This is a genomic window from Citrobacter sp. CRE-46, from assembly GCF_059615875.1.
This window is the reverse complement of sequence record NZ_CM184341.1, coordinates 1,651,797-1,665,456: the sequence shown is the minus strand read 5'-3', so window position 1 is coordinate 1,665,456 and position 13,660 is coordinate 1,651,797. Positions and strand designations below refer to the sequence as shown.

At 50.4% G+C, this 13,660-nt stretch carries 11 protein-coding genes and 1 tRNA gene; 4 read left to right on the top strand and 8 right to left on the bottom strand.

Going from position 1 to position 13,660, the window contains the following annotated elements:
* Positions 1–3: 3 nt before the first annotated feature.
* Both aroC and prmB read right to left on the bottom strand, forming a co-directional pair.
* The gene (aroC, locus tag AC534G_RS07800) at positions 4–1,089 is read right to left on the bottom strand and encodes a chorismate synthase (RefSeq protein WP_110497320.1); all 1,086 of its coding nucleotides are present in this window, start codon (positions 1,087–1,089) and stop codon (positions 4–6) included.
* A 39-nt stretch (positions 1,090–1,128) separates the two neighbouring features.
* Positions 1,129–2,061: a 50S ribosomal protein L3 N(5)-glutamine methyltransferase gene (prmB, locus tag AC534G_RS07795; RefSeq protein ID WP_110497319.1), complete on the bottom strand. Its 933-nt coding sequence runs from the start codon at positions 2,059–2,061 to the stop codon at positions 1,129–1,131.
* Between the two features lie 166 nt (positions 2,062–2,227).
* Between prmB and smrB the strand changes: the two genes are divergently transcribed.
* A complete protein-coding gene (smrB, locus tag AC534G_RS07790) occupies positions 2,228–2,779 on the top strand; it encodes an endonuclease SmrB (protein ID WP_006683613.1) in 552 nt (183 codons plus the stop codon).
* Positions 2,780–2,853: 74 nt separating this feature from the next.
* Here the strand turns inward: smrB and sixA are convergent, their stop codons facing one another.
* From sixA to AC534G_RS07770, 4 genes are all read right to left on the bottom strand, one after another.
* Complete coding sequence (gene sixA / locus AC534G_RS07785) at positions 2,854–3,339, bottom strand: phosphohistidine phosphatase SixA (protein ID WP_069323372.1); 486 nt, start codon at positions 3,337–3,339, stop codon at positions 2,854–2,856.
* A 209-nt stretch (positions 3,340–3,548) separates the two neighbouring features.
* Positions 3,549–5,696 (bottom strand): fatty acid oxidation complex subunit alpha FadJ, encoded by a 2,148-nt coding sequence (gene fadJ, locus AC534G_RS07780; RefSeq protein ID WP_110498803.1) that lies wholly within the window; start codon positions 5,694–5,696, stop codon positions 3,549–3,551.
* Positions 5,696–7,006 (bottom strand): acetyl-CoA C-acyltransferase FadI, encoded by a 1,311-nt coding sequence (fadI, locus tag AC534G_RS07775; RefSeq protein ID WP_069323371.1) that lies wholly within the window; start codon positions 7,004–7,006, stop codon positions 5,696–5,698. Before fadI ends, fadJ begins: the two co-directional genes overlap by 1 nt.
* A gap of 175 nt (positions 7,007–7,181) precedes the next feature.
* Positions 7,182–7,466 (bottom strand): YfcZ/YiiS family protein, encoded by a 285-nt coding sequence (locus tag AC534G_RS07770; protein WP_038642389.1) that lies wholly within the window; start codon positions 7,464–7,466, stop codon positions 7,182–7,184.
* A 371-nt stretch (positions 7,467–7,837) separates the two neighbouring features.
* Here AC534G_RS07770 and fadL point away from each other — a divergent pair, with 371 nt between their 5' ends.
* Positions 7,838–9,118, top strand: coding sequence for a long-chain fatty acid transporter FadL (fadL, locus tag AC534G_RS07765; protein WP_038642391.1), 1,281 nt, complete (start codon positions 7,838–7,840; stop codon positions 9,116–9,118).
* Between the two features lie 62 nt (positions 9,119–9,180).
* On the opposite strand, the gene mlaA is transcribed toward fadL, so the two are convergent.
* A complete protein-coding gene (mlaA, locus tag AC534G_RS07760; protein WP_038642393.1) occupies positions 9,181–9,936 on the bottom strand; it encodes a phospholipid-binding lipoprotein MlaA in 756 nt (251 codons plus the stop codon).
* Between the two features lie 297 nt (positions 9,937–10,233).
* Here mlaA and AC534G_RS07755 point away from each other — a divergent pair, with 297 nt between their 5' ends.
* Entirely contained in the window at positions 10,234–11,166 is a 933-nt protein-coding gene (locus tag AC534G_RS07755) for a formate/nitrite transporter family protein (RefSeq protein WP_110498802.1), read from the top strand.
* A 75-nt stretch (positions 11,167–11,241) separates the two neighbouring features.
* Positions 11,242–11,313 (top strand) — tRNA-Arg (locus AC534G_RS07750).
* A gap of 431 nt (positions 11,314–11,744) precedes the next feature.
* On the opposite strand, the gene AC534G_RS07745 is transcribed toward AC534G_RS07750, so the two are convergent.
* Positions 11,745–12,272 (bottom strand): hypothetical protein, encoded by a 528-nt coding sequence (locus AC534G_RS07745; RefSeq protein ID WP_110497315.1) that lies wholly within the window; start codon positions 12,270–12,272, stop codon positions 11,745–11,747.
* Positions 12,273–13,660: the final 1,388 nt, after the last annotated feature.

The window sequence follows — 13,660 nt, the reverse complement described above, 5'->3', positions numbered from 1 at the left end:
GTCTTACCAGCGTGGAATGTCAGTCTTCACGTCCGCGTTTTGCGCCCGCTGACGCAGCAGGTGATCCATTAATACGATCGCCAGCATTGCTTCTGCGATCGGCACGGCGCGGATCCCAACGCACGGATCGTGGCGTCCTTTGGTGATCATGTCGACTTCTTCGCCAAAGCGGTTAATCGTGCGTCCAGGAACGGTAATACTGGACGTCGGTTTCAGCGCCATATGTGCAACAATTTGCTGCCCGCTGCTGATCCCGCCCAGAATGCCGCCCGCATGGTTACTCTGGAAACCGTCTTTGGTGATTTCATCACGGTTTTGGCTGCCGCGCAGCGCGACAACGTCAAACCCGTCGCCAATCTCTACGCCCTTAACGGCGTTAATGCTCATCAGCGCATGGGCAATGTCGGCATCCAGGCGGTCAAAGACAGGTTCACCGAGACCCGCAGGTACGCCGCTTGCCACCACGCTGACCTTTGCTCCGATGGAGTCGCCCTCTTTTTTCAGGCCGCGCATCAGTTCATCGAGCGCCTCGATTTTATCCGGGTCCGGGCAAAAGAACGGGTTAAGCTCTACCTGAGACCAGTCTTTAATCTCCAGCGGGATATCGCCCATCTGCGTCAGACAGCCGCGAATTTCAACGCCGAGTTTTTCCGCCAGATATTTTTTGGCAATCGCCCCGGCCGCCACGCGCATTGCTGTTTCACGTGCGGATGAGCGTCCACCGCCACGATAGTCGCGCAGACCGTATTTTTGCTCATAGGTATAGTCGGCGTGACCAGGACGAAAAACATCCTTAATCGCGCTGTAATCCTGTGAACGCTGATCGGTATTTTCGATCAGCAGACCAATGCTGGTACCGGTGGTCACGCCTTCGAACACACCAGAGAGGATTTTCACCTGATCCGGTTCACGGCGCTGCGTAGTGTAACGCGACGTACCTGGGCGACGTCTGTCGAGATCGTGCTGCAGGTCAGCTTCTGTCAGAGAAATGCCCGGCGGAACACCATCGACAATACAACCGAGCGCCAGCCCGTGTGATTCGCCGAATGTGGTTACGCGAAAGAGTTGCCCAATTGTGTTTCCTGCCATCACGGCTCCGTTATGAGTGTTGTGTTTGTGCGCGTGTATTTAGTCTTTATAAATGCTGAAGTGCTCGCGAGCAGCAACTAACTGTTCTTTGGTCAGCATGAATACACCGTCACCGCCGTTGTCAAACTCCAGCCAGGTAAACGGTACATCCGGGTATTGCTCTATCAGATGTACCATGCTGTTTCCGACTTCACAAATCAGAATACCGTTATCTGCCAGGTAATCTGGAGCGTTCCCCAGAATGCGGCGAGTCAGTTTCAGCCCATCGCTACCGGACGCCAGACCCAGCTCAGGTTCATGACGATATTCGTTTGGCAGATCGGACATATCTTCCGCATCGACATACGGCGGGTTGGTCACAATCAGGTCATACTGCACTTTCAGCAGTTCGCGGAACAGATCGGAACGGATCGGCGTCACGTGATGGATCAGACCATGTTCTTCAATATTGTGCTCAGTCACCGCCAGCGCGTCAGTCGAAATATCCACCGCATCCACTTCGGCTTCCGGGAAAGCATACGCGCAGGCAATAGCGATGCAGCCGCTGCCGGTACACATATCGAGGATATGCTGCGGCTGCTCATTGATGAGGCCCGCAAAACGATTATTGATCAGTTCGCCAATCGGTGAGCGTGGAACCAGCACGCGTTCGTCAACATAAAACTCATGCCCGCAGAACCAGGCTTTATTGGTCAGATAAGCAACCGGGATACGCTCGTTGACGCGGCGAATCACGCGTTCAACAATACGATGGCGCTCGCTGGAGGTCAGACGCGCGGTGCGCATATCTTCAGGTATATCCAGCGGCAAATAGAGCGACGGCAGCACCAGTTGTACGGCCTCGTCCCATGGGTTATCCGTGCCATGGCCATACCAGATATTCGCCGCGCTAAAACGGCTGACCGCCCAACGCAACATGTCCTGAATGGTATGCAGTTCACTCACTGCTTCATCGACGAAAATTTTATCCACGTATTCCTCCAGGGCATGCTCGTATTAATTTCGGCGGCTAGTTTGCCACGAAGACGGCGATAAATCAGCATCCACACCGGGCCTGAACGCGAAAATTGCGTTTTAAGCGATCGGATGCCCGTCGAGTCGGGTTAAACTAACGGAAAATAAAAGATGAGACTCTCGAATGAAAAAGAAAACATCGCTCAGCGAGGAGGATCAGACGCTGTTTCGCCAGCTGATGACCGGCACGCGTAAAATTAAGCAAGACACTATTGTTCACCGACCGCTACGTAAAAAAATCACCGAGGTTCCGGTTAAAAGGCTGTTGCAGGAACAGGCTGATGCCAGCCACTATTTTTCTGACGAATTTCAGCCGTTGCTGAACACAGACGGCCCGGTAAGATATCTACGTGCCGACGTCAGCCATTTCGAACTCAAGAAAATGCGCCGTGGCGACTACTCCCCGGAGCTATTTCTTGATTTGCATGGACTGACCCAGCAACAGGCCAAACAGGAATTAGGCGCGCTGATCGCCGCCTGTCGTCGTGAGCATGTGTTTTGCGCCTGCGTTATGCATGGCCACGGAAAGCATATTCTTAAACAGCAAACGCCTCTCTGGCTGGCACAGCATCCGCACGTGATGGCCTTTCATCAGGCACCGAAAGAGTATGGTGGCGACGCCGCACTGCTGGTGCTGATTGAAGTGGAAGAGTGGCTGCCGCCAGAACTTCCCTGATGCAGAAAAACAGAAAGAGCCGCGTTTGCGGCTCTTTTATTTTCCTGATGGCGGTTGTGCCTTATCCGGCCTACTTATATCGCTTTCGCCATTTTGAGATTACACGGGCTCATTTGCCAGTTGAAAACCCCTTTTCCGCTTTCATCAAGCGTAACGCTGGCAATCGCTGACGTGGTAAACATCGGCGGAGTTTCGCCTGGGCAAAGCTCAGACACCAGGTACCCCACTAAAGGTAAGTGAGAAATCACCAGCGCCGTGGTGATACCTTCATTGGCCAGAGCCTGTAAATAGGCGCTGACCAGACCAACATCGCCGCAGGGAGTCAGCTCCGGCAAAACATCCACGCCGCCTGGCAGGTTCATGCATTCCCCCACCACATCCAGCGTTTGTTCGGCTCGCAGGAACGGGCTCACCAGAACACGTTCGATATCCACTTTTTGACCTTTCAGCCAGTTCGCCATCAGGCGAGATTCGTCACAACCACAAGAGGTTAAAGGACGAACCGAATCACTGGCGGCATCGAGGGCCGCGTCGCCGTGACGCATGATAAAAACTTGCATATTGCACCGCTTTTGTTAACCAGAATCACCAACACCAGTTAATCACGGCCCCTATTGACCGTGGTAACGATATGGTGGCCGGCATTGTGCCTTATCCATTCACCGAATGAAACGCTGTTTTTTACCTCAACGGCGTAAGTATAGTCAATCTCTGTTTACATTTTGAGCATGAGCCATACATTCAGTGCGGATTCATCCTACCTTTGACCTCATGAATTCAGGTCAGTTTCCCTACTATTCCAGAATCTTTCACCGCGTTCCGCCATCAGCAATAACTGCTCACACGGCGTAAACCGCGAGCCATATTGTGTTGATAGCCGTTGCAGAACCGCAACTACTTCACCCGCGCCGAGGGAATCCATATACCGGAACGGGCCGCCGAGGAATGGCGGAAAACCAATACCAAATACAGCGCCGATATCGCCATCACGGGCGCTGCGGACGACCTTCTCGTCGAAACAGCGAGCTGCTTCATTGAGCATTAACATGACACACCGCTCAGCAATTTGCGTGGCGGTGAGTCGAGCCTGGCCCTGAGCGCCAATAAGCGTATAAATTGCAGGGTCGACCTGTTTTTTGCTTTTACGCCCTTTCGCCCCATAAAGATAGAAACCACGACCATTTTTTCTACCTTTGCGATCGTCATTCAAAATTGAAGCAACAACATTTGCAGGCGCGCTAAAACGTTCTCCATACGCCGCTTCAAGCACAGGTATAATTTTAGTGCCCGTATCAATTCCGACCTCATCCAAAAGTTGGATTGGCCCAACCGGAAAACCAAACTTAACCAGCGCGGCGTCAATGGCTTCAACCCGCTCGCCTTCGGTTAACAGGCGTATAGCTTCATTGATGTAAGGCGCTAAAATGCGGTTAACGTAAAATCCGGCCTTATCTCTGACGACTATCGGTGTTTTACCCTGTTTTTTCGCCAACTTGACAGTTGTGGCAATAGTTTGCTCAGAGGTCGTTGCATGCGGAATGACCTCAACCAGCGGCATTTTTTCCACCGGGCTAAAAAAGTGCAAACCAATCACTTGTTCAGGTCTGGCAGCCTTAGCCGCAATATCACTAATTGGTAAAGATGAGGTGTTGGAAGCAAAAATAGTGTGAGGTGCGCAATTTTGTTCAACTTCTGCCACCATCTTTTGTTTTAACGCCAGATCTTCGAACACGGCTTCAATAACCAGATCGCGATGCGCAAAACCGCGATAATCGGTAGATCCAGAAATCAACGCCAACTGTTTATCGCGCTCGCTGGCTTTGATATGACGGCGACGAACTTTCGTTTCAAGCTGATCCCAACTGTACTTCAGCGCGTGGTTGATTCCCTTAGCAGTAATATCCTTGATACGTACTGGCAAGCCACCTTTACAGGCCGTCACATAGGCGATACCTCCGCCCATCAGACCGCCACCCAGAATGCCGACACTGTTTAGCGGACCGGACTTTGCATCACTACCTGGATCCTTTTTCACGTCGGTATTGGCAAAAAAGATGTGCCGCAGCGCCTGAGACTGGGGTGTCATCGCCAATTCCCCAAATGCGCGGGCTTCTGCGTCATAACCGCTACTGCTTCCCTGGGCAAGGCCGGTTTCAATGACCTCAAGGATACGTTCCGTCGCGGGATAATTTCCCTGCGTTTTTTGCGCCGTCTTTTTACTGGCCATACGGAATAGCAGCGCTCGCCCCAGCGGCCCCGCTAATACCCGCTCACGTACGGGCAGACTCCGATGTGAGGAACTCTCTTTTTTAGCCAGTTCAACGGCAGCTTCCAGCAAAATGGACAGCGGCACGACTTCATCCACCAGCCCCACTTTAAGCGCCTGTTTTGCGCGCAATTGTTTCCCTGTGAGGATCATATCCAGCGCAGTACTGACGCCAATAAGGCGTGGCAAGCGTTGCGTGCCGCCGGAGCCGGGCAACAGACCAAGCTGGACTTCCGGCAAACCCAGTACGGTTTTAGCATCATCGGTACAAATACGATTATGGCAGGCCAGCGCCATCTCCAGGCCACCGCCCAGACATGCGCCATGAATCGCGGCGATAACCGGGATCGGCAACGCATGGATTTCCGCCATAATCTGCTGCCCCTGGCGGGCCAGCGTTTCGGCTTCCTGCGCGCTGCGGCAGCTACCAATCATGTTGATATCTGCTCCGGCGATGAAGTTATCGGGTTTCGCTGAAATGAACACCACACCGCGCAGCGCTTTGTTGTCGCGAATTTGTTTCAGGATGGCCCGAACCTGAGAAGCAAACTCCGCTTTCAGGGTATTCATTTTCTCTCCGGGCACATCAATGGTGACAACAGCAATGTTATCCAGACGCACGTTTAGCGTAAAAGCCGATGTCATTTCCATCATTCCGCCTCCAGAACCATTGCCGCACCCAAACCACCTGCCGCACAGGCGGTGACTAAACCAAAGCCGCCGCCACGCCGGCGTAATTCATTGAGGGTTTGCGTGATCATTCGCGCACCGGTAGCAGCGAAAGGATGTCCATAGGCAATAGACCCACCCAGCACGTTAAATTTACTGTCATCAACCTCGCCAGTGGCATGCGCCCTACCCAACACTTCGCGGGCAAAACGTTCGCTGCCCAGCAACTGAAGATTCGCCAGCGTTTGTGCGGCAAAGGCTTCATGCATATCGATCAAGGTTAAATCCGTCATCGTCAGTCCAGCTCGCTCCAGCGCAAGCGGTGTTGACCACGCCGGTCCCAGCAGCATGTCCTGCCAGACATCAATTGCGGTGAAAGCATAGCTGCGTAAATACCCCAGCGGCACCAGTCCCAGCTCTTTCGCACGCGACTCCGTCATCAATATCACCGCGGCTGCGCCGTCCGTCAGCGGGGTACTGTTCGCCGCAGTGACGGTGCCGTGCTTTCGGTCAAACGCCGGACGCAGTTTGGCGTAATCGGCCAGCGTAGAGTTGCCGCGAATATTGTTATCTTCGGAAAGAGGATCTTTAAACGGTGGCGCGTAGGTGGTCATCACCTCATCGGCGAGCTTTCCTTCAGCCCATGCCTGAGCGGCACGTTGGTGAGAACGATGCGCCAGGGCATCCTGCTGCTCGCGCGTAATGCCATAGGTTTTCGCCATTTGCTCGGCCGTATCCCCCATGCGCAAGCCGGTGGAATATTCAGCGACGGCGGGGGGTACAGGCATCAGGTCACGCAAACGCAGCCGGGAAAACAGTTTCAGGCGTTGCCCTGTTGTGCGGGCTTTATTGACATCCACCAGCACGCGCGCCAGCTTTTTGCTGACGCCAATCGGCAGGACAGACGACGAGTCCGCCCCGCCGGCAATTCCGGCGCGAATTGTCCCCGCCATCAGGCTTTCCGCGACATTCGCTACTGCCTGGAAGCTGGTAGCGCAGGCTCGGCTTACGCTGTAGGCATCCGTGTGCACATTCATACCGGTTCCCAGTACGATTTCACGAGCAATATTGGGGGCTTCAGGCATTTGTACCACCTGACCAAAGACCAGTTGCTCGATCACATCAGCGGGTATTTCGCTACGCGCCAGCAGTTCACCAACAACCATTTTCCCCAAATCTACGGCGGGAATGCCATGAAATGCGGTTGCCTGACGGGCAAATGGCGTACGCAATCCGCTTACAATGGCGATGCGATCGCCCTGGCGGGTAACCAGCGGTAAAGCCTGACTCATAACACTCCCCTGTAAAAATAAAAATAAGTGGTCTGACCTGATCACAGTCTTAACCAATTTTTTACATTTAGCCAAGCGGAGAGAAAAGAAAGTGGGAGCTAAGACACAGTGAATAATCACTGACTGTTACGAAAATACCCTTGCTACCAGGCAGCAAGGGTATAAAGAGAAGGGATTAACGCAGGCCCAACTGGAAAATCAGCGTTTCAGCTTCACAAGCAAAAACAAAGTCAATATCCAGACGCACACCATCTGATTCTTCGGTAAAGGTAGAGGTGATTTGGCAAGGCTCAGATTCCACGCCACGCGCCTTTTCAGTCAGAGCGGCCAGCGTTTCTTCTGCCTCTGCGCGATTCGCGAACACACGGCTGTATGACGCGGTGCAATCGGAGTTGTCCATGATGGTGCCAACATCCATACAGCAGCAAACCGGGGTTTCATCAGCACTGCATTTACTCATTGTAGATTTCCTCTGTATTCGCACCTGAGGTGCCAGATAAACGATAGGGATATTTTACGCTCCCCTCTTTCGCCTCTCCAGTCGTTAATTGTATGAAATGCGATAAGTGACCGAAATCACACTTAAAAATGATCTAAAACAAAAATCACCCAAACAGGTGAGTGCGCATACCCGCAATTTTGCCAGCTGGATCGCGTTTCCGAGATCAGAATTGAAAATATTTATAAACATACTTGCAACATTTCAGCTGGTCAGACCTATACTCTCGGCACTGGTCTGATTTCTATGTCGTACCTCAGACCCTACACTTCGCGCTCCTGTTACGGTATGTAACATTGTTTGTATAAAAATAAATCTATGAGGTTATGGTCATGAGCCAGAAAACCCTGTTTACAAAGTCTGCTCTCGCAGTCGCAGTGGCAATTATCTCCACACAGGCCTGGTCTGCAGGCTTTCAGTTAAACGAATTTTCTTCCTCTGGCCTTGGCCGGGCATATTCGGGTGAAGGCGCTATTGCAGATGATGCAGGTAACGCCAGTCGTAACCCGGCACTGATTATGATGTTCGATCGCCCCACTTTTTCTGCGGGCGCGGTGTATATCGATCCAGACGTTAATATTTCCGGTAAATCGCCATTCACCGGACGTAGCACCGACGCAGATAACATCGCCCCTACAGCGTGGGTTCCCAACGCTCACTTCGTGATGCCTATCAACGAGCAGTTTGGTTGGGGGGCTTCTGTCACCTCAAACTATGGTCTGGCAACCGAGTTTAATGACAGCTATATCGTCGGTGAGTACGGTGGGAAGACTGATCTTAAAACGGTCAACCTTAACCTGAGCGGTGCCTACCGTCTGAATGACAGCTGGAGCTTTGGTGTTGGTTTTAATGCCGTTTACGCCGATGCAAAAATTGAGCGTTATTCCGGTGAGCAGACCGCCGCACTGCCGAAAGTAAGCCAGAAGATCGCCAGCCTGAAGGGTGACGAATGGGGCTACGGCTGGAACGCCGGTATTTTGTACGAGCTGGATAAAAATAACCGTTACGGCTTGACCTACCGCTCTGAAGTTAAAATCGACTTCGATGGTGATTACAAAAGCGGTATTCGTTCCCAGGCCAATGCGTTACCTGGCGCAGGCACCGCGTTCCCATGGGGAACAACCAATGCCACCGTTCCGGGTTCTTTGACGCTGAACCTGCCGGAAATGTGGGAACTGTCGGGCTATAACCGTATCGCTCCGCAATGGGCTATTCACTACAGCATGGCTTATACCAGTTGGAGCCAGTTCCAGGAGCTGAAAGCAACCGGCACCAACGGCCAGACACTGTTCTATAAAGAAGAAGGCTTTAAGGATTCTTACCGCATCGCGCTGGGCACGACCTACTATATGGATAAAAGCTGGACCTTCCGTACCGGTATCGCCTATGACGACAGCCCGGTTCCTGCAAGCAAGCGTTCCATCTCCATTCCAGACCAGGACCGCCTGTGGCTGAGCGCGGGTACGACTTACGCATTCAATGATGACGCATCTATTGATGTTGGTGTTTCTTATATGCACGGACAGAAAGTGACCGTCAAAGAAGGCCCGTATACTTTCGACTCTGAAGGTAAAGCCTGGCTGTTCGGTACCAACTTCAACTACGCATTCTGATTTTCTGCAGACATTAAAAAAGGTGAGCTTTTTTAGCTCACCTTTTTATTTGCCTCAATTCCTTACTCGGAATCAATATCTTTTAAATCATCCTGAATGGCTTTCGCGTTCGGGTTTTCTTCTGGTTTAAGTTTCCCGCCGTTCGCGATGAAGTCATGACGCTGGAAGTAGGCTTCACGTACCATGATGTAAGGATCGGAAGACTGACGCAGCAGACCGTCGGAATCAAGCAGCTGTGCGCGGGTTTCAATCCCTTCGACTGTCCATTTACCTATCGACAACGGCCAGGTCAGCCAGGACAGTACCGGATACAGCGTATCCACCATATCGCCACCATCATCGCGCAGCGTGAAGCTACCGTAGAACGGAAGCTGCATATACGGTCCGTAACCCACGTCATAGTGGCCTAACGTACTGCCAAAGCGGTGTGGTTCAACGCGCTGTAGCTTCGGATTCGCCATACCCGCCACATCGATAAAGCCGCCCATACCCAACAAGGTGTTCAGGAAGAAACGGGTAAAATGCACCATCCCCTGATAAGGATCGCCTTGCAGGAAATAGTTGACCATGACGGCCGGCTCTTCAAGGTTGCCCGTAAAGTTGCTCAAACCATTACGCGCCGGCTGCGGGACATAATCACGCCAGGCTACTGCTACCGGTCGAACAACATAGGGATCTAACACATTAAAGTTAAAGTTGTACATTGTGCGGTTGAACCCTTCAAATGGATCCGAACGCCCCTGCTGTTCAGTACCGGAGCTCGCACACCCCACCAAAAGTGTGGTTCCCAGCGCAAGCGCCGACAGGCGAAGCTTCATAAGTGTCTCCCTGTGTAATATGGCTATCGCTGATTGCCATCCATGACGGAACGATGACGTATCCGCCTGTTAAGATGTGAGCGATTGTAACAGCACGTCAAACGATGTCTATATACCCGGTCTTACTGATTTGATCATAGCCTGGTTATGCACACTACGCGGCGGTTCTATTTTAGCTAACCCGATAAAAACAAACGTTACCATTTTTGCTATCTCAGACTTTCTCCCGCTGATTTTCGGATAAAAACCGCTACGCTTTAGCAATACGTGCTTATGCAGGATTCGGCTATGAATGATATTGAGAAAGAAAAAATTGATCGGCACAGCGACGAAATCCAGGTCGAAAGTGATGAAAAGTTAGAAGGTAAAAAGATAGAGGTCGATGAGGACAGACTCCCCTCGCGCGCCATGGCGATTCATGAACATATCCGCCAGGATGGGGAGAAAGAGATGGAACGCGATGCGATGGCGCTGCTGTGGTCGGCCATCGCTGCCGGGCTGTCGATGGGCGCTTCGTTACTGGCAAAAGGGATTTTTCACGTGCAATTAGAAAGCGTGCCAGGTGGATTTCTACTCGAGAACCTTGGTTATACCTTCGGGTTTATCATCGTCATCATGGCCCGCCAACAGCTTTTTACCGAAAATACCGTCACTGCCGTACTACCGGTTATGCAAAACCCTACCCTCGGCAATTTTGGTCTGCTAATGCGCCTGTGGGGTGTGGTTTTACTGGGTAATATTATCGGTACCGGCATTGCGGCGTGGGCCTTTGAATATATGCCGATTTTTGATGAAGAGACCCGCGACGCCTTTGTCAAAATCGGTATGGACGTGATGAAAAACAGCCCAACAGAAATGTTTTCTAACGCGATTATTTCTGGCTGGCTGATTGCTACAATGGTCTGGATGTTCCCTGCGGCCGGTGCGGCGAAGATTGTGGTCATTATTCTGATGACCTGGTTGATTGCGCTGGGCGATACCACGCATATCGTCGTCGGCTCGGTGGAAATTCTCTATCTGGTCTTTAATGGTACGCTGCACTGGAGTGATTTCTTCTGGCCCTTTGCGTTACCGACACTCGCCGGAAATATCTGCGGCGGTACGTTTATCTTTGCGCTGATGAGCCACGCGCAGATCCGCAATGATATGAGCAACAAACGCAAGGAAGAAGCCAGGCAGCAAGCAAAACGCGAAGAATCGAAACAGAAAAACCAGAAAAAACAGGCTTGAATGGTGACTGTTTGAGCAGTCAGGCGGCTTGAGACTTACCGTTGAGGGTAAAAAACGCTATACTCGTGCCGCTTCGTCCCCTTAGTTAAATGGATATAACGAGCCCCTCCTAAGGGCTAGTTGCAGGTTCGATTCCTGCAGGGGACATTCCGAACGCTTAAATCCCCTGCTAAATAATCCTACGAAACCCGTACCACGCAAGGCTTAGAGCCGAAATCAGTATCCAACCATTTCCAGCCGATAGCTTTCGCAGCCACGAACAAAACTATCTCTTTTCGTTACTCTCACACGGTCAGAACGTCGGGAGAGATATCTATGGCCTTAACTAATATTCAGATTAAAAATGCAGCTCCCGACGAGACGGACTACACCCTTTCAGATGGGTCAGGATTATTCATTACCATAAAACCTCAAGGTTCCAGGCTCTGACGCTTCCGTTACCGACAGGATCAACTGTTCTTTTTTGCTGACGATATAGCTCGGTAACTCCCCATGAAAACTGCTGGTAAGCAGTTCTTAAAGAGAAGGTGAATTTCTGCGCGTGTAGACTTCGTTTTTCTGTTATGGATATGATAAATTCATTTCATCCCATCAGCCGCAGAAGTAATGTGCACCTCCTGTTCAAGACTTGCGATTAAAGAGGCCCATGTTGCTGTAATATATTCATTTAGCATCGCATCACTTAATGGCTCTTCCGCACACTGGTTCTGAGCACAGAGATTCTCAATATAAAAGTCCAGTGAACGATAAAAATCTCCGACATTATATTCCAACGCAAATGCCAGCAGGTAACAGGCGCTAATCATTGCATATTGAGCAAATGTTCCTTCTTTAGCAGGAAAAGTGTCCGTATCAGGAACTCTCCTTATACAGGCATCCCGTAAATGGCATAAGGATGAAGCAGGCAATCCAGAAGCCGAAGCTAATTTCAACGCATTAATCATATTTTCATAAAACGGGAGAAGCTTCTCATCATAAATACCATCAAAGTGCGCGACACAATTACTTAGATCACGCAAAACTAAAACACCCAGCATTAACTTTCGGTGAAAATCGAGTTTCTCGATATCTTCAGCATACTTACCAAAATAGTGATTGCTATACATTTCAACTTCCTGACTATGTGATGATTCGTTAAGAGTAAGTTACCGTGTCGGCTTACAATAATAGCACTGAGAGACATTGCCTCTTTCTATTCTGGTAACGGGCGCCCTGTCGCGTTCCATGCACTGATAAAATCGTTAATATTAAAATCGATTTCTTCCTCTTCCAGCACATCCAGTATGTCATGGTAAGAATGTTGACTCATACCGGGTTCCTGAAGCCAGCGAAGTAATCCTTGCTGATTAAGGCCCTCCGATGCTACGCGAATTTCACTTCGCAATGAAGACTGCATGTGCGCACGCGTGGTGTGACTGAGCCCCTGCCGCAAAGCTGCTCGTTTACCTGAGGTCGTAGGCATGGCGTAGTCAGTATTCTTTTGTTTAGACTCTTTTATCCACTGACTTATCTTGGTTTTTGAAGTTTTGAGTTTTTTTGCAATTTCATTCTGGCTAATCCCCTCCAGGGACATTGCTAATGCCTTAGCTTTCCTTGGATCACCTGCTTTACGTTTTTTCTGTTTCTCCAACCATATTTTATGTTCTGGCCATGAAACCATAGTGCTTTTATTAATTCCGGTCTGCCTCCCAATATCGGTGAGAGATAACTCACCTTCGACTAAAAGGCGTCTTGCTTTGGCTACATTATTTGCTTTTGTCGAAGATTCTGCCTTCATGGTTTTAGCGAACTGGCGTTCTTCCTCGGTATAAGACTTTCCGGTGCGTTGGCCTTTGCTGAGTTTATGTGAAAAAGGTCGACTGGTGGTGACATGATGCTTCAGCATCTTATGCTCGCATTCAAGACAAACATCCCGGGAGGGTTCAATATGTTTTATTTTGCTGACCTTATTAACCAAAACGGCCTCGGCATGCCCGGCATCTTCCACAACAGTGACACGATGGCTACGTGCCCAGATTTTTAATTTCTGACAAACAGGATAGCTACTTGATGAAAGGTAATATTGATTGTTGTTATCCACCCCAATTGCTGTTGTTGTGCAGTCCCGAACAAAGGGATCCAATTCATCAATAGCTGAACTCAATAAGGCTTTCATTTTTATCTGAACAGATTGAACAGCATTACACTCCTTGCCGACTACCTGTTTTATTGTCGCAATTTGCTTCATCAGTACATTTTCTCTTTCAGAGACTGAGGCAGCAACATCATTTGTTTTTAAATTCTTAAGATCATGCTTCCAGTTATGCAATGTTCTTTCGGCAACCTGAGTCTCTTTTGCAATGGCTCTCACTGACCGCTTTTCAAGCAAGAGTTTCTTCGCTTTTTCTTTATCCTGTATCCTGGTTTCTTTTTGTTTCTCAGGCCTCCGGGCGCGATATTCGTCCATACGCCGCAAAGTGCCCGTTGGAATACCGGTTTTCCTTGATATCACGAC